The sequence below is a fragment of the Mesorhizobium sp. M0983 genome (genome assembly GCF_040318975.1).
In the GTDB taxonomy this organism is placed as follows: domain Bacteria; phylum Pseudomonadota; class Alphaproteobacteria; order Rhizobiales; family Rhizobiaceae; genus Mesorhizobium.
The window spans coordinates 531,743-551,140 of sequence record NZ_JAMYNH010000001.1 but is presented as its reverse complement, the minus strand read 5'-3'; the positions used below and the strand labels follow the sequence as shown (position 1 = coordinate 551,140).

General features: G+C 61.5%; 15 protein-coding genes. 9 read left to right on the top strand and 6 right to left on the bottom strand.

What is annotated here, in order from left to right; genetic code table 11:
- Positions 1 to 175 precede the first annotated feature (175 nt).
- The 5 genes from NKH71_RS02785 to NKH71_RS02765 all read left to right on the top strand — a co-directional run bounded on the left by NKH71_RS02785 (position 176) and on the right by NKH71_RS02765 (position 4,940).
- On the top strand, positions 176 to 1,168 hold the full coding sequence (locus NKH71_RS02785; RefSeq protein WP_352715141.1) for an ABC transporter substrate-binding protein: 993 nt from the start codon (positions 176 to 178) through the stop codon (positions 1,166 to 1,168).
- Positions 1,169 to 1,299: 131 nt separating this feature from the next.
- A complete protein-coding gene (locus NKH71_RS02780; protein WP_352894415.1) occupies positions 1,300 to 2,337 on the top strand; it encodes an ABC transporter ATP-binding protein in 1,038 nt (345 codons plus the stop codon).
- Positions 2,334 to 3,221 (top strand): ABC transporter permease, encoded by an 888-nt coding sequence (locus NKH71_RS02775; protein WP_352640453.1) that lies wholly within the window; start codon positions 2,334 to 2,336, stop codon positions 3,219 to 3,221. Before NKH71_RS02780 ends, NKH71_RS02775 begins: the two co-directional genes overlap by 4 nt.
- Positions 3,214 to 4,005: an ABC transporter permease gene (locus tag NKH71_RS02770; RefSeq protein WP_023719987.1), complete on the top strand. Its 792-nt coding sequence runs from the start codon at positions 3,214 to 3,216 to the stop codon at positions 4,003 to 4,005. The genes NKH71_RS02775 and NKH71_RS02770 overlap by 8 nt, the downstream gene beginning before the upstream one ends.
- Before the next feature lie 14 nt (positions 4,006 to 4,019).
- A complete protein-coding gene (locus NKH71_RS02765; protein WP_352640455.1) occupies positions 4,020 to 4,940 on the top strand; it encodes a phosphorylase family protein in 921 nt (306 codons plus the stop codon).
- A 499-nt stretch (positions 4,941 to 5,439) separates the two neighbouring features.
- Here the strand turns inward: NKH71_RS02765 and NKH71_RS02760 are convergent, their stop codons facing one another.
- From NKH71_RS02760 to NKH71_RS02740, 5 genes are all read right to left on the bottom strand, one after another.
- Positions 5,440 to 5,910, bottom strand: a complete 471-nt coding sequence (locus NKH71_RS02760; RefSeq protein WP_352894252.1) for a GNAT family N-acetyltransferase — start codon at positions 5,908 to 5,910, stop codon at positions 5,440 to 5,442.
- Positions 5,911 to 6,109: 199 nt separating this feature from the next.
- On the bottom strand, positions 6,110 to 7,846 hold the full coding sequence (locus NKH71_RS02755) for an adenylate/guanylate cyclase domain-containing protein (protein ID WP_023719984.1): 1,737 nt from the start codon (positions 7,844 to 7,846) through the stop codon (positions 6,110 to 6,112).
- Between the two features lie 448 nt (positions 7,847 to 8,294).
- The gene (locus NKH71_RS02750; protein WP_023719983.1) at positions 8,295 to 9,320 is read right to left on the bottom strand and encodes an aldose epimerase family protein; all 1,026 of its coding nucleotides are present in this window, start codon (positions 9,318 to 9,320) and stop codon (positions 8,295 to 8,297) included.
- An 85-nt stretch (positions 9,321 to 9,405) separates the two neighbouring features.
- Complete coding sequence (locus NKH71_RS02745) at positions 9,406 to 10,863, bottom strand: NAD-dependent succinate-semialdehyde dehydrogenase (RefSeq protein WP_352640456.1); 1,458 nt, start codon at positions 10,861 to 10,863, stop codon at positions 9,406 to 9,408.
- Positions 10,864 to 11,033: 170 nt separating this feature from the next.
- Entirely contained in the window at positions 11,034 to 11,984 is a 951-nt protein-coding gene (locus NKH71_RS02740) for an AEC family transporter (RefSeq protein ID WP_352495988.1), read from the bottom strand.
- A gap of 149 nt (positions 11,985 to 12,133) precedes the next feature.
- Here NKH71_RS02740 and NKH71_RS02735 point away from each other — a divergent pair, with 149 nt between their 5' ends.
- Together NKH71_RS02735 and NKH71_RS02730 are read left to right on the top strand one after the other, a co-directional pair.
- Positions 12,134 to 15,145, top strand: coding sequence for a caspase family protein (locus NKH71_RS02735; protein WP_023719980.1), 3,012 nt, complete (start codon positions 12,134 to 12,136; stop codon positions 15,143 to 15,145).
- A gap of 105 nt (positions 15,146 to 15,250) precedes the next feature.
- The gene (locus NKH71_RS02730; protein ID WP_352495969.1) at positions 15,251 to 15,799 is read left to right on the top strand and encodes a histidine phosphatase family protein; all 549 of its coding nucleotides are present in this window, start codon (positions 15,251 to 15,253) and stop codon (positions 15,797 to 15,799) included.
- A gap of 216 nt (positions 15,800 to 16,015) precedes the next feature.
- On the opposite strand, the gene NKH71_RS02725 is transcribed toward NKH71_RS02730, so the two are convergent.
- A complete protein-coding gene (locus NKH71_RS02725) occupies positions 16,016 to 17,176 on the bottom strand; it encodes an epoxide hydrolase family protein (protein WP_352791380.1) in 1,161 nt (386 codons plus the stop codon).
- A gap of 711 nt (positions 17,177 to 17,887) precedes the next feature.
- Here NKH71_RS02725 and NKH71_RS02720 point away from each other — a divergent pair.
- Both NKH71_RS02720 and NKH71_RS02715 read left to right on the top strand, forming a co-directional pair.
- Entirely contained in the window at positions 17,888 to 18,172 is a 285-nt protein-coding gene (locus NKH71_RS02720) for an acyl carrier protein (protein ID WP_023719977.1), read from the top strand.
- 38 nt (positions 18,173 to 18,210) lie between these two features.
- The gene (locus tag NKH71_RS02715; RefSeq protein ID WP_352495968.1) at positions 18,211 to 19,398 is read left to right on the top strand and encodes a beta-ketoacyl-ACP synthase; all 1,188 of its coding nucleotides are present in this window, start codon (positions 18,211 to 18,213) and stop codon (positions 19,396 to 19,398) included.

Here is a 19,398-nt window from a genome sequence, read left to right as displayed (position 1 = left end):
CCCGGTCAATCCAAACTCCCGCAGGAAGCAGCTTGACTCCAGCGCATTCAGATGCAATCGTAACGTTACGATTACAAAATAATGGCACTTTTGAGCGACATTTGGATAAAGTTGGGGAGGAGAACCTATGTCCTGGCTACGCATTTCCTTAACAGCATTCGCAATCTCGGCTGCCTTGCCCGTCCATGCGCAAACAGTCACCATCACGACCGCAGGTGGCGATTATGGCAACGCCATGAAGGAAGCCATGTGGGGGCCTGCTGCAAAAGAGCTCGGCTATGATGTCCGCGAGGAGACCCTAAGCGACGGCCTAGCCGCCTTGAAGATGCAGGTCACATCGGGTGCGGTCACGACCGACGTCATTCACCTGGGCTCACCGGAAGGTGCCCAGGCGGCCGCACAATCGCTGCTTGAGCCACTCGACTACAAGATCATCGATCCGAAATCCGTGCCGGAGGGTGCGAAGTCCGACTACTGCTATCCGTTCGACTCCTACGGCACCGTCATGTCGTGGAACACCAAGACCTATGGCCAGAACCCGCCGAAGACGTGGGCGGAATTCTGGGATGTTGCCAAATTTTCTGGCCGGCGCGCGTTGCGCGCCAATGCGCAAGACTCGATCGAGATCGCGCTTCTCTCCGATGGCGTGGCACCCGCGGACGTCTATTCCGTGCTCAGCACGCCGGAAGGGCTAGAGCGCGCCATCAACCGGCTTGAAGCGATCAAACCAAATGTCGCCGTGTGGTGGACCTCGGGAGCTCAGTCCGCGCAGTTGCTGAAAGATGGTGAGGCGGATTTGGTCATTACCTGGAACGGACGGGCTCAAACCGTGAAAGCAGATGGCGGCGCGGCTGACTACACGTTCAAGGGTTCGGTCATCGGCACGGACTGCCTTGGGGTGCCGAAGGGAGCGCCGAACAAGGAAGCCGCGATGAAGCTCATCGCAGCGATGACGCAGCCTGCGCGAGTTGCGAAGCTGACCGATTTCATTGCCTACGGCCCAGTCAATCCTGCGGCATATGAGGGTGGCCTTATTCCCGAGGACCGTCTGAAGACCCTTGCGACCGCGCCTGAAAATGCTGGCACGTCGGTGTTTTCGAATTCAGAATGGTGGGTCAAGAATGGCGAGGCTGCCCAAAGAGCCTTCGATGAAATGATGGCCCGCTGACTCTCAGCTCTAATGCATATCGCGCAAAAGTGTGCAGCGGTTTTGCGACAACAACATGCATGAAAACAAGAACCTAAAGCGTGTCGCGTGAGGCCGGTCGAAGGCGACGCGCCTTAAGGCTGGAGCACATGATGAAGTCGCTCGCGATCACCATCGAAAGCGTGCACAAGGCTTATGGATCCTACGTCGCACTGGATGATGTTTCGCTCGACATTCAGGCTGGCGAATTCCTCACGCTGCTAGGGCCATCGGGATCGGGCAAGACCACGTTACTCATGGCTCTGGCCGGTTTTGTCCGGCCGGATTCCGGTAAACTTCTCTTGGGCGATCGAGACATCACCCGCCTGCCGCCCAACAAACGAGACATTGGCATAGTATTCCAGAATTACGCCCTGTTTCCCCACATGAATGTCCTGGCGAACGTCGCGTATCCGCTGGTGCTGCGCAAGATACCGAGAGCGGAGGCGCGTCAGCGGGCGCTTGATACCTTGGCCCGCGTGAAGCTGGATGGCCTGGCGGAGCGCAATGTTGCCGCACTATCCGGCGGCCAACGTCAACGGGTGGCATTGGCGCGGGCTATCGTCTTCGAACCGCGCGTGATGTTGATGGACGAGCCGCTGTCGGCGCTCGACAAGAATCTGCGCGAGACCATGCAGTATGAGATCCGGCGCCTGCATGATCATCTAAGGATCACCACAATCTATGTGACCCATGACCAGCGCGAAGCGCTGATTATGTCTGACCGGATTGCGGTGATGAACTCTGGCCGCATCCAGCAGATAGATACGCCGCAGCGAATTTATGATCGTCCATCGACCCGCTTCGTCGCGGAGTTCATGGGCGAGGCTAACATTGTGGCGCCAGGCTCAGCACGCAGAATCGACGGCGCCGAACCATCACGCGAAACTCTGATGATCCGCGCCGAAAGCTTCCATCTTGATGCGAAGCTCGTCGGGGGAAACGGAGTGGCTCTCGAAGGAATACTGCGCGCCAAAGCGTTCCGCGGCGAAAACTGGCTTTTGACGCTGGCGCTTGACGGTGGGCAAGAGGTTCTTGTCTGCATTCCGGCAGCGCTGGCCGGCGGCTGCGCCGAGCTTGCCGCCGGTCAGCGGATGACCGCATATGCACCAGCAGCGAAGGTTCACGCGATACCGGGAGCGATGGCGTGATCGTCGTCCGGGATCCGGCGCTCGCGGCGGATGCACGGCGCGAGCGGCGGTTTTTTCTTTCGCTTTCGCTCCCGGCGCTGTTCATCGTTGGGCTGGCGGCGATACTGCCCATCCTTTGGATCATCCGGCAATCCTTCCTGACCACCGGGGGTGAGTACACGGTCGGCAATTACCAGAAGGTCCTTTCGAGCGGACTGACGTGGTCGGCGCTCGTCACGACCCTCGAACTGTCCTTGGGTACGCTGGCGGCCTGCATTCTTCTCGGCATCCCTCTGGCGCTGGCTCTGGCCAGCGTCAGACCAAGGGTGGCCAACGTGCTGATGGCGTTCGTCATGCTGCCGCTGTGGACCTCCATTCTGGTGCGTACCTATGGTTGGCTCGTGCTCTTGCGGCGCGATGGCCTGATCAACGCGGCGTTGACCGGTTCAGGCCTGACGGCGGAGCCATTGCCGCTGGTCTACAACTTCACCGGAACGCTCATCGGCATGGTGCACTACATGCTGCCACTCTTTCTGCTGCCTGTTTATGCTGCGATGCGCGATATCGACCCAAATCTCATTCGCGCGGCAGCGAGCATGGGAGCCACTCTCAGGCAGGTCATCCGCACAGTCATTTTGCCGCTATCGGCGGGCGGCATCTTCTCCGGTTCGATCATCGTCCTCATCTACGCCATAGGTTTTTTCATCACGCCGGCGGTGCTTGGCGGCGGCAAGGTAAATCCTCTCTCTACCCGGATCGAGCGTACACTATCGACCTTTCAGGACTGGGGGTCGGCGAGCGTCCTGGGCATTCTGCTCCTCGTTCTTATGGCGCTGATCGGTGTGATGTTGCTGGCGGCACGCCGCCTGGTGGCCCAGAACACAGTGGAAGCCCCCTATGCTTGAAGCCTATCCGCAAAACAGGCTCGCCCGCATTTTGCTCTGGAGCTTTGCCGCTCTTGTCATGGCATTTCTGATGCTGCCAACGCTCGTGGTGGTGCCGCTTTCCTTTTCGGCGTCGAATCTCCTCGAGTTTCCGCCGCACGCCTACTCGTTGCGTTGGTATGAGAACTTCTTCGGCTCGGCAACGTGGATGGCTGCGCTCAGAACGAGTTTGATCCTTGGGACATTGACGGCGTTGATCGCGGTGCCGTTTGCGCTGCTCGCCTGCATTTCAATGAATCGGCTGGGCGGAAAAACCGCTGCGATCATCCAGAGCGTCCTGCTAACCCCCTCGATCACCCCGGGTATCCTGCTTGCGATCGGTCTCTTCTTTGTCTTGGCTGCACAACATCTGATCGGAACGCTATTCGGTGTGCTGGTCGGACATGTGGTGCTGGCCGTTCCGGTCGCCTGCATTGTGTTGCTGCCGGCTCTCGCCCGCTTTGACTGGAACCAGGTCCAGGCGGCGCGCAGCCTCGGTGCAAACTGGGCCAGAGCCATTGGCGGAATAATCGTTCCGCAACTTCGGATCAGCTTGCTGTCGGCGACATTGATGGCGTTCCTGACTTCGCTCGACGAGTCTGTGATTTCGATCTTCATCGCAAGCGGTCGCAACAGCACGATGCCGAAGCTTATGTTCCTGTCGCTGCGCGATCAGATCGATCCGACCATTGCGGCGATCTCGACATTGTGGACCGTCATCGTGGTGGCCGTGGTCCTGATTGTGACCCTTCGCCAAAAATCCTGACCGAGACTGGAAACATGCCCACCAATCACCATGCAGCCGACGATCTGACGGATCATTCGACGGACATCCCTCAGGTAGGGTTGGCCATCATCACCGGGTCGGCAAACTGGGGGCTTGCCTTCCCGGAAGATGTCGAATTCGATGGTGTGCGCACGTTGCGGCGCGACATGAGTTTTGAAACGCCTTTCGGTCGCACCGACAACTGGAAGTTGCTCGAGTTCGATGCGTCGATCACAGCCGAAGGGAGAGCGAAGCGCGCGTTGTGCATGTATTCGCACGGCAATCCCCGCGACCGTATCGACCATTCCTGCCATCGCCGCGCGTTCTGGGTGTTGATGCGGGCGGGTGTACGGCAAGTTCTCGCCTGCTCGACTGTAGGCGCCGTCAACAAGGCGATCCAGCCGGGCGACATGGTGGTGACCGCCGACATCATTGAACTGACGCAGACCCCGTTTTCACTGCTTCCTGACCGCCAGAGCTTTGACTGTTCGGGCAAGCAAATCGTGTGTCCAAGATGTGCGGCGGTTCTGGTCGAAACGGCCCGCCGTCATTGGCCAGCCGAATGCCGCGTTTACGGCATCGAACAGCAGTTGGTGGCTGCCCATTGTTATGGGCCCCGGCTGACAACGCCAGCCGAAGCCTTGGCGTATCGGGGCATGGGTGCGGATGTCCTCAACCATTCCATCGCCCCTGAGGCGACCTTGTCGCGCGAGATCGGCGCGTGTTTCGTGCCTTGCGCATTCGTGACGGCGGGCTTCAACGACTATATGGATCGCAATCGCCAGAAACTGCTGCAGGAGGACGTGCTGCCCAATCTCTCCATGACAGCCTCGCGGGTCGCGCTGGAGACCGCCGCGCGACTTCCCGCTGATCCGGAATGCTCCTGTCAGGGCTTGAAGTCGCCTCAGCCGAAAGAACGCTCCAGCCGGTTCTGAGACGACCTTGGTGCGCCGGATAGCTGAAGCTCTGCCACCGACCAAGAATCCCGAGGGCGCTGCATTGGGCGTGTTTGCGACGTTCGAAACGCTGAGGGCGGCGTTTGAGGATTAGGGTCAAAACTCAATCAGACTGGCTGCCGCCAATGGCCCAGATGGGCGGAACTTGCCGTTTGAATTAGTCGGCGGGAATGAGCACAGAGCGCCATTTGCTGACAATCATGGCGCTTCAGCATTGCGCTCGTTCTCGCTACGACCTGATGCGGACCCGAAGCGGATGGTCGTTTGATCCGGTTAAACTCAACGCGCCACCCGACCACATGCGCCATCTCGAGACGTTCCCGAAAACCTCCACGTCGGTCGCGACTCGACCATGGAGCGGAAGTACAGGCGAAGTACTGTTTCGTTCGAGATGGCCTGGTTCAATCTCCAGCATCCTCCTCCTGCCATACTGGCCGGAGCGAGTGCCGGCCGCGAGCGAGTGGCCTTTGAGCGTAGCTCAGAGCGTCTTGCTCATCATCAGGATCGGAACCGGAGCGCCGCCACGGTCATCGACGAATTTCTCGGCGGGTTGGTAGCCGCAGGCTCGATAGAGCGGCTCTCCTGCCATCGTGGCTGCCAGATCGGCACGGCGGAAGCCCTCAGCCTTAGCGGCACGTTCACACAGCGAAAGGATAAGGCGGCCGACGCCTCGCCGGACAAAGTCCGGATGCGTATACATGGCTCTGATACGCGCCGCGTCCGTGGCTGGATCAAGCAGTGCCGCGTTGCGTCCCGGTGACTGATCACCACCATACATGGTCGTGCGCCGGCTCCAGCCACCGCAGCCTGCCAGGACGCCGGCGTGCTCCACGACGAAATAGGTGCCATCATCGACAAGCTGCGTGTCCAGCCCCATGATTGCGCGGCTGGATCGGATCTGGTCATCGTCGAGAAACGGTTTCTGGAGTTCGGAGATCGCTGCATCCATGAGCGCAATCATGGAGGCGAGGTCCTCGCGTCGCGCTATCCGGTGCCGAAAGTCTTCACTGGCCATGTTCAAGCACACCATGAGGCGAAACAAACGCACGATATGGCGAATTTCGTTCCGTCAGAAGACCAAAATGTTCGCTGCTGCGGCAGCCTTGGGACGCCTGTCGACAGCAGGCCGAAGGTATAACCAATGACAGTCATTCTGGCAGCCCCGCCATGCGATAACCTTCCACGATATGCCGGCGCACGTCTTCGGCTGGGAATGGCTGCGAATCCGACCAGTGCCGGATAGTGAAGTGCGGATTGCTTATCATGAACATTTTCGCCTCCCAGCGCGCTTCCTCCAAACGGCCAAGTTGCGCAAGGCTTGCTGCAAGCAGGCGTCGTGAAGTCGTGCGATAGGTTTCGGGCCTGCGCAGCGTTTGGATCGCGGATTCGTAGTCGCCCATGGCATATTGGGCCTGGCCCAACATCCAGTAATACCAACCGGGCGGGTGAGGGTTGAGTCGCAGTGCCCTGCGGACCTGCTCTATGGCTTCGGCAGGTCGCCCCTTTTCAGTCGTCAACTCGGCCCGCATCGCCCAAGCGTCGGCGTGGTTGGGGTCCAGCTCGTGGGCAGCATCGAATTCGGCATCCGATTCCACCCAGCGACTCTCATGTCCCAGTATGACGCCCAATACCCATCTGTTCCCGGCGTCGTTCGGGTCGAGTTCGACCGCCAGCTGTGCTTCGGCGAGCGCTCTTGCGCGGTTGGGGTCCATCGGTTCGTCCCAGAACTCCCAGCCCAGCCAGAGGTTGAGCGCCAGCCAACGGTGCGCCTCCGCGTATTCCGGGTCGAGCGCGATTGCCCGGTTCAGCAGCAAAATGGCCTCTTTCGCGGTGAGCGCCGTTTGCAGGCCAAGGGCCCGGGCACGCACACAGAGATCATAGGCCTCCAGGTTGCTCGGTCTGTTGCGCGCCGGCGCGGTGGTCAGGCGGCCAACCAGAGCCTCGACAATCTTGCCGGTCACCTCGTCCTGAACGGCGAAGATATCTTCTAGGCTCCGGTCGAATCTTTCGGCCCAAAGGTGGTCACCCGCGATCGCGTCGATCAGTTGGGCGTTGATACGCACCCGTCCAGCGGCCCGCCGTGCACTACCTTCAAGAAGATGGCGAACTCCCAGTTCTCGCGCGATGCGACGCACATCCACGTGCCTGCCTTTGTATGCAAATGCCGAGTTGCTGGCGATGACGAACAACTCGCTTGTCCTCGACAGATCCGTGATCAAGTCTTCGGTGAGGCCATCGACAAATGCCTCCTGCTCCGGATCATTGCTCATGTTCGTAAAGGGCAGGACGGCAATGGAGGGCTTGGCGGGGAGCTGCAGAGGCGCTTTCTCCGCGAGCCCGCCATCGTCCGATGCGGTCGACAGCCGGATCCGGTAGACAGACACTGGTTCGGTGACGTTCTTGATCGCTTGCGGACCAAGTTCGTCGAAGCCGCAATCGAGCTTCCGCTTGACTTGGTCGTAGACGCTGCCGGACACACAGACATCTCCTGCCCCGGCCATTGCCTGGAGCCGCACTGCGACAATGACGCCGTCGCCGAACAGATCGCCGTCCTCGACAACGACATCGCCCAGATTGATGCCGATATGCAGGTAGATTCTCCGGTCGGCGGTCACACCCTCGTTTGCGGCCGCCATCCGCTTCTGAAGGTCCACGGCGCATGACACGGCGTTCACCGCGCTTCCGAACTCGACCAGAACGCCATCACCCATCACTTTCACAATACGGCCATGACGGTCGCGGACGAGTGGTTCGAGGATTTCCTTCCTCGTCCTCCTTAAAGCGGCCAACGTTCCTTGCTCGTCCAGGTCCAGAAGTCGACTGTAGCCCACCACGTCGGCAGCCAATATGGCGGCAAGGCGGCGTTGGGCGCGTTCTTCGGCCATTTCGCGTTGCTTTCATTGAAAGCAGAAAAGCGAATTTTATGCCGCCCATTTCAAAAGTCTATCAGGTTGACTTCGAGGCTCGATCGCCAAGCAGCTACATAGGGTGATCGCGCCTGTCGATTGTCCCCACTGGGGCCACGACTTGCGCTTGGGGCTGGTCTTGGAGAAGGTCAGCAAGGGGTCAGTGCCGAGTGCCGCGAATGTCGGCTATCGCGCAGTGAAATGGGCTGACGAAGGGCAGCTCAGGGTCAACTTGCGTCGTCAGGGCTCTCGGCGTCAAAGGTCCGAGAGGGTTCGAAGTCGGTCGTTCAGAGTGATTGCGTTTTGACTCCAGAGCGCCGCGCGTCATTGGACGCGCAAAGGACGCTATAACACTTTGAATTTGCATGATCCTTTCCGAACCGGAGGTCAGCGCAGCAAAACCATGCCGGTTTCCGGGGGTCATGCCCTAAGGCAGCCTAAACCGGTATTCCGTCACGTGATGGTAGATCTGGCCCGGCCACAGCGTGGCTTGCGGGAAATACGGCCGGTTGGGCGCATCCGGCCAGATTTGCGGTTCCAGGCAGAAGCCTGAAAAAGGCTTGTACTGGCGGCCGCCCAAACCAGGCGAAGACGGCGCCAGATACTGGCCGGTATAGAGCTGGACGCCCGGCTCGGTGGTCCAGAGCTCCATCTCGACGCCGGAATTCGCGCCTTGCGCCCATGATGCCTGCTTCAGCGGCCCGCGCGTCGAGGCAAGGCAGAAATTCTGGTCGTAGGGGAGCTGTTCGCCCTCGGTCTCCATGCGCAGCGGCCGCGCCTGGCGAAAGTCGAAAGGTGTGCCGTCGACCGGCTTGACCGTGCCTGTCGGAATCAAATCGGCGTCGACAGGAATATAGGCGCCGGCATTCAGCATCAGCCGGTGGTCGAGAATGTCGCCGGCGCCGCCGTCATCCAGGTTGAAATAGGAATGCTGGGTGAGGTTGCAGAGCGTCGGCTCCTCGCAGGTGGCGGTCAGTTCGATGCTGAGCGTGCCGGGGATCTTCAGCCGGTAGGTGCAGGTCACGTCGAGCGCGCCGGGAAAGCCCATCGTGCCGTCGGGGTCATGCAGGGTCAGCGTGACAAAATCCCTGCCATGCAGCGAAACCGCCCAGGCTCGTCGCGAAAAACCTTGCGAACCGCCATGCAGCGTATGCTTTTCGAGGAAATTGCGCTCGGTCTGGTAGCGTTTGCCGGCAAGCGTAAAGCGGCCGTCGCGGATACGGTTGGCGTAGCGCCCGACGACAGTGCCGAAGAAGGCCTTATCCGTCTCATAGTACTGGAAACGATCATACCCGAGCACCAATGGCGCCTCGTGCCCGGCCAGGTGCAGATCCTGGATGATCGCGCCCAGGCCGATAATGTTGGCGGTAAGGCCGCCGCCACGGATGGTGAAACGGCGGACTTCCTCGCCCGCCTGCGTCGTGCCGAAAACCTCGCCGTCCTTCATCGCCATGCTCGCAAGTTCGTTGCTCGATCGACGCCAGCCTGGCCTTTCCGAAGCGGCCCAGGATCGTTTTCGGTATTACCGTATGAGGCTTCTAGAGACCAAGTCCGCCGATGCAGACATATTTGGTGTCGAGATAATCCTCGATGCCCTGATGGCCGCCTTCCTTGCCGAGGCCCGATTCCTTGACGCCGCCGAACGGCGCCTCAGGCGTGGTGATGAGCCCTTCATTGACCCCGACCATGCCGTATTTCAACCCTTCCATGACCCGGAAGGCGCGGCCGAGATCGCCGGTGTAGAAATAGGCGGCCAGCCCGAACTCGGTATCGTTGGCGAGTCCTACGGCCTCTTCCTCGGTCTCGAACTTGAACACCGGCGCCACCGGGCCAAAGATTTCTTCCTTCATGAAGCGCATCTTCGGCGTGGCATTGGCGATCACCGTCGGCTGGAAGAACGAGCCGCCGAGCGCGTGGCGCTTGCCGCCGGCGACGATCTTGCCGCCTTTGGCAGTAGCGTCGGCAATCAGCTCCTCGACCTTCTCCACCGCCTTCTCATCGATCAGCGGTCCCTGCTGGACACCGTCTTCGAGGCCGGAACCGACCTTCAGCCCGTTGCTCGCAGTAGCCAGCTTTTCGACGAACCGGTCATAGATGCCGGCCTGCACCAGGAAGCGGTTGGTGCAGACGCAGGTCTGGCCGGAATTGCGGTATTTGGCGGTGATGGCGCCAGCGACGGCCCGATCGAGATCGGCGTCGTCGAAAACGATGAACGGCGCATTGCCGCCGAGCTCCATCGACACTTTCTTGACGGTCACCGACGACTTCTGGATCAGGATCTTGCCGACCTCGGTCGAGCCGGTGAAGGTGATCTTCTTGACCAGCGGATTGGCACAGATCTCGTCGCCGATCTCGCCGGCGGCGCCGGTCAGGATGTTGATCACGCCTTTGGGGAAGCCGACTTCTTCGGCAAGCGCGCCCCAGGCAAGCCCGGAATAAGGCGTCTGCGACGCCGGCTTGACCACGGCCGTGCAGCCGGCGGCAAGCGCCGGGCCGAGCTTGCGGGCCAGCATCGAGGATGGAAAATTCCATGGCGTGATGGCGGCGATGACGCCGACCGACTCCTTGGTCACCAGGATGCGGCGGTCCGCCCAGGGTGACGGAACGACGTCGCCATAGGTGCGGCGGCCCTCTTCGGCGAACCACAATATGTAGGACGCGGCCGAGCCGATCTCGCCCTTCGATTCGAACAGCGACTTGCCCTGCTCGATGGTCAGCAGTTCGGCCAGCACGTCCTGATTGTCCATCATCGCGTCGTGCAGCTTGCGCAACAGCTTCGAGCGTTCGAGCGCGGTGGTCTTGCGCCATGTCTTGAAGGCAGCGTCGGCGGCCTCGATGGCGCGGCGGGTCTCGGCCTTGCCCGACTTCGGCACGGTGCCGATCTTGAGGCCGGTGGCAGGGTTGTTGACGTCGACCGTCTGGCCTGAATCGGCCTGCACCCATTCGCCATTGATGAGATTGGCCTGCCGCATGAAATGGCTGGTTTTCTGAAGCATGATCTCGCCTCCGTTCGGCACCTGGCGGGCCGGTCGCTGATTTCGTGAATGGACGTGCGCGATAGCATCGCTAGAGCCACTGCTCTTAGCCCAGGGCAAGCCCCGCAAGCAATCACAAGATGGCATATAGGGTTTAGGCCAGCCAAAGCGAGAGCGATCCCGCCGGGCTCCTATCCAAAAATATGGACGACCACTGTCAGCCAAAACGCAGTGGTCACGACCGCACTGGCGGTGGCGATGGTCATCTGGTTCGATGCCAGCGCCTGGCCGGTGTTGAACTGCACGGCAATGAGATAGGAATTGATGCCGGACGGCAACGCCGCAACCATGACCGCCACTTTGGCGGTCAATGGCGGCAGGCCGATCAGCCAGACCAGGCAAAGAACCAGTGCTGGCATCAGGAACAGTTTCAGCGCCGACAGCGCCAGCGCCGGGCGGACATTGCCGGAAATACCGAAACGGCGCAGGCTTAGCCCCATGGCAAACAGCGCCACCGGGGCGGCCGTGCCGGCCAGCGCGTCGCTCAACCGCGTCGCAAGCGCTGGCAGCGGCGTACCGGTGAAGCGCCACGCGAGCCCGGCCAGTATGCCGATGATCAGCGGGTTGATGAATACCCTCCTGAGAAAGCTCGTGATGACGCGGAGCGGATGCACAGGCTCGCTGCCGCCGCGGCCGAACATTTCGAACAGGATGATCGAGGCCATCATCATCACCGGCAGGTGAATGGAAACCAGCAGCGACAGCACTTCGAACCCGGCCGGGCCGAACACGCCGATGATGAAGGGAGCACCGAGCAGGACGACATTGGAATAGGACGACGACACGCCGCCGACGACGCCGGCGCGTGCGTCTCGTCCGAAGATGCGCGTAATGACCAGATGGCCGGCAGCCCAGGTAAGCGCCACCGCTGCGAAATAGGCGCCCCACAGCGACCACGGCGCCACGCCGTGGAAATCCGCCTTTATCATGGTCTGGAACAGCAAAAGCGGCATTGCCACGTTGATGGCGAATTCGGATACGCCCTCGCCGCTCGCCGGCTTCAAATAGCCGGTCAACCCGGCAAGATAGCCGAGCCCGACGAGACTGAAGACGAAGAGGACGGTTTCGGTAAGCGGAGACATTTTTGCCGTGATAGGCGAGCCCTGATCGCGGCGCAATCGCCCTTCCCTCGCGAATGTACCAGCCAACAATCCGGCCGCTCGGATCTTGCCCGAATTTGCTCATGGTTGGATGGCAGCGCTATACAGGGTTGTCGGGGGACACGCGGCGAATGGGCCTTGTCGGAAATCAGCACTTCTTCAAGCAGGCGTGGCTGACGGCTTTCGTCGCCGCCCTGCTCTGTCTCGTGGTGACCTCGACTCATGCCGCGGAGCCAGCAAGCCTCAAGGGCGTGGCGCTGATCGTCGGCCAGTCGAAATACCGGCACATAACGGCTCTTCCCAACCCCGCCAACGACGCCCGCGACATCGCCAAGTTGCTGACCGATCTCGGCTTCGACGCGCGCAGCGTCACCGACCGCGACGCGGCAAAGCTGAAGCGTGATCTCGAGCGTTTCGCCGAGGATGCCGAGGACGCCGACGTCGCCTTGATCTACTATTCCGGCCACGGCATCGAGGCCGGCGGCGAAAACTATCTCGTGCCGGTCGACGCCGACGTTTCTTCATTGAAGGACGCCGATCAGGCCCTGGTGCCGATCTCCGCCGTCATGGACGAATTGAAGACGACCGTGCCGGTAACGATCATGCTGCTCGATGCCTGCCGCACCAACCCGTTTCCGGCGGACGCGGTGCTGCGCCGGACGCCCACGGCCTCGGCCTCGCCGATCGGCGCCGGCGGACTGGAGCCGGTGCGCGGCGCCAAGGCACTGGCGGACGCGACCGCGACGGAAAATCTGGGAACGGTGATCGGCTTTGCCGCCGAGCCGGGGCGGCCGGCACTCGACGGTATCGTCGGCGAAAACAGCCCCTACGCAGCGGCACTTCTGCGCCATCTCGCGGCGATGAAGGGCACGGAGTTCGGCTCGGTCATGCGCATGGTGACCGAGGAGGTCTATCTCGACACCAAGGCAAAGCAGCGGCCATGGGTCAATGAAAGCCTGCGCCGGCTGCTCTATTTCGGCGTAGCACCGCAGGAACCGACCGGCGACGACGGGCTGATCACCGGCGAGCGGCGGCAATTGCTGCTGACGATTGCCGAGTTGCCGGACCCCAAGCGGGCACAGGTGGAACTGGCCTCGCTGCAGGACGGCGTGCCGCTCGACGCGCTTTATGGCGTGCTGAAGGCGCTCGGCACCGAAAAGATGCCGGAAGACCCCACCGACCTGCAAAAGCTGCTCGACGCCCAGGCCGAGCGCCTGAAGAAGATGATTTCCGAGCGCGACGCGCTGCGCACCGACGACCCCGAGATAAGCCGCCTCGTCGCCTCGGCCGACAAGGCCATAGGCCAGGGCGCCATCGTCACCGCGCGCAACTTCCTCGACCAAGCGGTGGGCCGGGTCGAGCAGGCCAGCGGCGCCGTCGACCAGGCGGAGGAATTGGTCAGGCAAAAACGTCTTGCCGACGCGGCGATTTATACCAGGCGCGCCGACGCTTCGGCGCTGGTCTTCGACTATCTGTCGGCCGCCAACGATTACGGCAAGGCCTTCTCGCTGGTCGAGAAATGGGACGACAGACTGCGCTGGAACTACAAGAACCAGGAGGCGGAAGCGCTGAATGCCCATGGCAATGCCACCGGCGACAGGCAAGCGCTGCAGCGCGCCATCGACGCCTACCGCGTCATCCTGAATTTCATCCCCAATGGCGAGCAGAACCGCGACTGGGCGATCACCCGCAACAACATGGCGGTGGTGCTGCAGACGATCGGCGAGCGCGAGCGCGAAACCGACCGGCTGGAAGAGGCAGCGAAGATCTTTCGCGATTCGCTTGTCGTGTTCGAGCGCGAGAAGGACGACCTCAACTGGGCCGCCGCCCAGAACAACCTGGCCAATGTGCTGCTTAAGATCGGCGAGCGCGAGAGCGACCCGAAACGCCTGAACGAGGCGGTGGTGGCGATGCGCGCCACGCTGGAGAAGCGTCCGCGGGACAAAGTCCCGCTGGACTGGGCCGCCTCGCAAAACAATCTCGGCCTTGCGCTTTATGCGCTTTCGGAACGGGAACCGAATGGCGAGCGCCTGACCGAGGCCGAGACTGCCTACCGGCTGGCGCTTGAAGAGTACACGCGCGAAAAAGCACCCGTTCAGTGGGCGATGCTTCAGAACAATCTGGGCAACACGCTGGTGTCTCTCGGCACGCAACGCAACGACAAGGCGAAAATCGACGAAGCGGCCGATGCCTTTCGCGCTGCGCTCAAGATCCGCACCCGCGCCACCTTTCCGGTCTCCTGGGCGACCAGCCGCCTTAATCTCGGCAACGCGCTGAGCAGTGCTGCTCGTTTCGATCTCGGCACCGGCCTGCTCGAAGAGGCGGCTGCCGCCTACGGCGATGCGCTGACCATCTTCACCCGCCAGCGCTTTCCGATGGATTGGGCTTCCGCTGAGAACAATCTCGGCTCGATCTACCAGACGCTCGGCCAGCGCACCCGCGATGCTGCCAGGCTTGAGCAATCGGCCGCCGCATACCGGGCGGCACGGCGCGTCTATACCAAGAAGGGCTTTCCGCTCGACTGGGCGATGACCCACTATAATCTCGGCAACACGCTGCAACTGCTCGGCGGCGTGACCGACAAGCCGGTGCACTACGAAGACGCGATCGAGGCCTATCGCGATGCACTGCGCGAATACAAGCGCGAGACGACGCCGCGGCAATGGGCGCTGGCGCAGGCCGGCCTCGGCTCGGCGCTGCAATGGCTGAGCATGAGCGAGGCCGATCCCGGCAAACTGGCCGCTTCTATCGCCGCGCGCCGGGCGGCGCTACAGGTGCTGACCTTCGAGACCTCCCCCGTCGATTGGGCAAACGCGCAGAACGGCATCGGCATGAGCCTGATCAATCTCGGCAATCTCGAACGGACCGGCAGATATCTGGACGACGCCGAAGCCGCCTTCGAGGCGACGCTCAAGGTCTTCACCCGCGAAGGCCAGCCGATGCAATGGGCCTTCGAGCAGAACAATCTCGGCGACGTCCACTGGAACCGCGGCAGCTATGGCGGCGGCAATGCCGAATACCAAAAGGCGATCGAATTCTTCGAGAACGCCAAGCAAGGCTTTACCGAAGCCGGCTACACACTCCCCATCCCGCTGACCGACCGCAAGATCGATCTGGTGAAGAAGCAGATAGCGAAGAAATAGGCGTCTCGGCCGCAGGTTGCACTCGGCTTGTCTTTCAGCCGGCTTTGCCGTCCCTATATGCCGGTCACCGGGGACCTGCCTGCCGGTCACCCGAAAGGATGTCTGATGCTTCGATTTGTGCTGGCGCTGCTGTTGCTTGCCGTTTCCGCCACAGCCCATGCGACGGAAGCCGGCTGGGCGCTGCTCCGCGACGGCGGGCATGTGGTCCTGCTTCGCCATGCCATGGTCACCGGCACCACCGATGCGGCCAATTTCGACCTCGGCAAATGCGCGACCCAGGTCAATCTCTCTGAGCGCGGCAAGCAACAGGCGCGCAAGATCGGCGCGCTGTTTGGCGCCCGCGCCGCACCGGTCGAGCGCGTGCTGTCCAGCCGCTATTGCCGCTGCCTTGAGACCGCCCGCATCGCTTTCGAAAGCGAGCCGGAGCCGTTCGCACCGCTTGACCTGCTGAAGACCGACGAAAAGGAAAAGGCCGACCAAATTGCCGCGATCCTTGCCGAGATCCGCGGCTATTCCGGCTCCGACAATCTGGTCATGGTCACGCATCTCGAAAACATCCAGGAATTGACCGGGATCTCGCCGCGTGAAGGCGAGGCGGTGGTCGTCGAGCCGCAGGGCGACGGCCTGCGAGTACTCGGCCGCGTCACTTTCTGACTGCGCCGGAGCCGGTTGAAGCGTTCGCTAGTAGTGAAATCTAGCGTTTGGTACCTTAAGCGGAATACCGGTTCCGACCCGCGATGAGGTCTTGATCGAGTCCAAGGTCGACATTGACCCTTAGTCAGGACCAACGAGCGCTTTCAACGAAAGCGAATGCGATGGTACGTCTCATTAGGCCTTCCGAGCCGTGACAACGGGCGAGGTTTTCGTCCTCTACTTTGCCGGCCGGAGCCTCAGCGGCCGAAAAAAGGCCCGGATGTCCTCGACCAGGAGTTCGGGTTGCTCAATCGCCGCGAAATGTCCTCCTTTCGGCATGTCGGTCCAGCGCTCGACACGGAAGACTCGTTCGACCCAGGAGCGAGGTGGCATAGGGAGCTCTCGGGGGAAGACTGCAACGCCGAGGGGCGGTGTTATTCGCTCCCTTGGCCCGAAGATCAGGGGGCAGAGCCGGTTCTCTTTGTAAATCCGGAGCGAGGCCTCGATCGTGTTACCGAACCAGTAGAGCGAGATGTCGGTAAGCAGCGTGTCTAGAGGGATGGCGCGTTCGAGTTCGCCTTCGCAGTCGCTCCAACTGCGGAACTTCTCGGCAATCCATGCGGCTAGCCCGATTGGGGAATCTGTCAGTGCAAAGGCTAGCGTCTGGGGCTTGGTCCCCTGCAGAAAAGCGTAGGCCCCCTCCGTCGCGGCGAAATTCGCCGCACTGTCGAGGAATGCCTTCTCCTCCGGCGTGACAGGTGGGTCGTCGCGACCGAGGGTCGGGCGGAAACTGCCCGGAATGTAATTCAGGTGCAATCCGATAAGGTCCTCCGGGTAAAGCTGAGCGAGCCAGGTCGAGACGCCGGCGCCGATGTCGCCACCTTGTGCGGCGAAGCGATCATATCCCAGTTCGCGCATCAGCCCCCGCCACAGCTTCGCGACATGCTTTGAGCTAACGCCGGCTTGACGCGGCGGGGACGAGAAGCCGAAACCCGGAAGCGACGGTGCGACGACATCGAAGGCGTCATCGGCATCCCCGCCGTATTTGGCAGGTTCCGTGAGCAGCGGAATGACATGCTCGAACTCGGCGAAGGAGCCGGGCCAGCCATGAGTGAGGATCAACGGCAAGGGCGATGACCCCTTTCCTTTCTGGTGAACGAAATGGATGTCGCACCCGTCTATCGTGACCCTAAACTGAGGCAACAGGTTCAGACGTTTTTCGTGATCGCGCCACCTGAAATCGTATTCCCAGTAACGTGAAAGCTTTCTGAGGAAATCAACGTCAGTACCGTCCTCCCATCCGTATGCGAAGATCGACGACGGCCATCTTGTCGCTTGGATACGACGCTGGAGGTACTCGATCTGTTCATCCGGGATGTGGATGTGGAAGGAATGCATGACCACGGGTGTTGCTCCGATCAGCGGCGAAGAATTGTCCCATCAAGGCACAGAACGAAGGAAAACTCACTGAGCGACCGCTTTGTCCGCTACTTGCTCGTTCCCATCTACGAGACGAAGGTAACATTCCACCGTTGGTGGCAATTCGTTCAAGTTACCCGGCGTCAGATTTTCACCGCTACCAGCCAAGCGTCGACATGGAGCTTCCATCCCTCGATCATGTCCGCGAACGCGTCCTCCGTCAGTTCGGACAGATACGATGGTCCTGCCGGGCTCAGGCAGTGAACGCATAGGTAATCGACGCCTCCGTGCCTCCGTTAGTGGTCGGTCGGCAGGCCACCTCGACAATCCGACACGCGAATCCGGCGTAACGCGAACATAGCGGATGCGGTGCGCCAGCCGCCCACCCATGCTCATGTCGCCATGCTTAGCCAAGGCCTTGAGCACCTTCACCAATCGTTTTTCCAGGCGCACCCGGTCTGCACGCGTTCTATGGTCATAGATCTTCGTGGTACATTGGTACACGCAATGACCAGAGATGGGACGGTTTCGGCATATCGCCGGGAGGGGTTGCCAGCGACCCCTATTGCTCTGCCAGAACAGCAATCCCAGTTGCCGCCGGCGCATCAGGCCTTTTCCTGCCCGGAAAAACCGATTAGACAGCCCAAAACACATGCGGACAGATTCCGCCCGCAATCGAAGGAAAAGCCCTTGTCCACCACGTTCGACAAAGTCGCCAAGATCATCGCCGACACCAGCGAGATCGACATCGAGACGATCACGCCCGAAAGCCACACCATCGACGATCTCGGCATCGACAGCCTCGACTTCCTCGACATCGTCTTTGCCATCGACAAGGAATTCGGCATCAAGGTGCCGCTGGAAAAGTGGACGCAGGAGGTCAATGACGGCAAGGCGTCGACCGACGACTATTTCGTCATGAAGAACCTGTGCGCCAAGATCGACGCGCTCGTCGCCGCCAAGAACGCCACGTAAGCACAGCGCTTGACGCGCCTTCACCCGAACAGCCGCCCATGAACCCCCACGACGTCGTCATATCAGGCATCGGCCTAGTCTCGTCGCTGGGCGAGGGTCCGGATGCGCATTGGCAAAAGCTCGTCCAGCCGCGCCTTGAGCCGGTTCTGGAGGCCTCGCGCTTCTCGCCCTATACAGTCCACCCGCTGCCGGAGGTCGACTGGAACCTGCAGATCTCCAAGCGTGGCGACCAGCGGCAGATGGAGACCTGGCAGAGGCTCGGCACCTATGCGGCCGGCCTTGCGCTCGATGATGCCGGCATCAAGGGCAATGACGAACTCTGCGCGACCATGGACATGGTGGTGGCCGCCGGCGGCGGCGAGCGCGACGAAGCGGTCGACGCGGCCATTCTCGCGGCATCGGAAAGCCGCAATGACCGCGACGTGCTGCTCAACGAGAAGCTGACCACGGAATTGCGCCCGACGCTGTTTCTGGCACAGCTTTCCAACCTGCTCGCCGGCAACATCTCGATTGTCCACAAGGTGACGGGGTCGTCGCGCACCTTCATGGGCGAGGAAGGTGCGGGCGTCGCCGCCGTCGAGACCGCGGCCGCGCGCATCCGTTCCGGTCAGTCGACGCATATACTGGTCGGCGGCGCTTTCCAGACCGAACATTCCGACATGCTGCTCGGCTATGAACTGGCCGGCTACCTGCATCGCGGTCCGTGGCGGCCGGTCTGGCAGAGGCAAGGTGCCGAGGGCGGCGGCGTGGTGACCGGATCCGGCGGCGCGTTTCTCGTCCTGGAGCAGCGCGAGCACGCGACAAGCCGTGGCCGGAAGATCTATGCGGAACTTGGCCCGGTCCTGTCCGGTCGCGCCAGGCGCCGGCGGGGCGAACTCGATGGAGAGATCGCCATGCTGCTGAAGCAAGCCGCATTGCCGGACGGCGAGTTGCTGGCGATCTCCGGCGCTTCGGGCGCCCATGCCGCGACCGCCGCCGAGAAATCGGCGCTCGAGGCCAATCCGGCGATCGCCGCACGCGGCTTTTCGACGCTCACCGGCCACATGAAGGAAGCGCAGTTCCCCTTCGCCGTCGCGCTGGCGGCCCTGGCTGTCGACCGCGAGGCCGCCTACCCTGTCTTCGACGCCACAGTCGAAAAACCGTTTGCCGGCGTCCCGAAGACCGTCCTTGCAACGGCGATCGGCTATCACCAATTCGAGGGCATGGCGCTGATCAAAGCCGCCTAG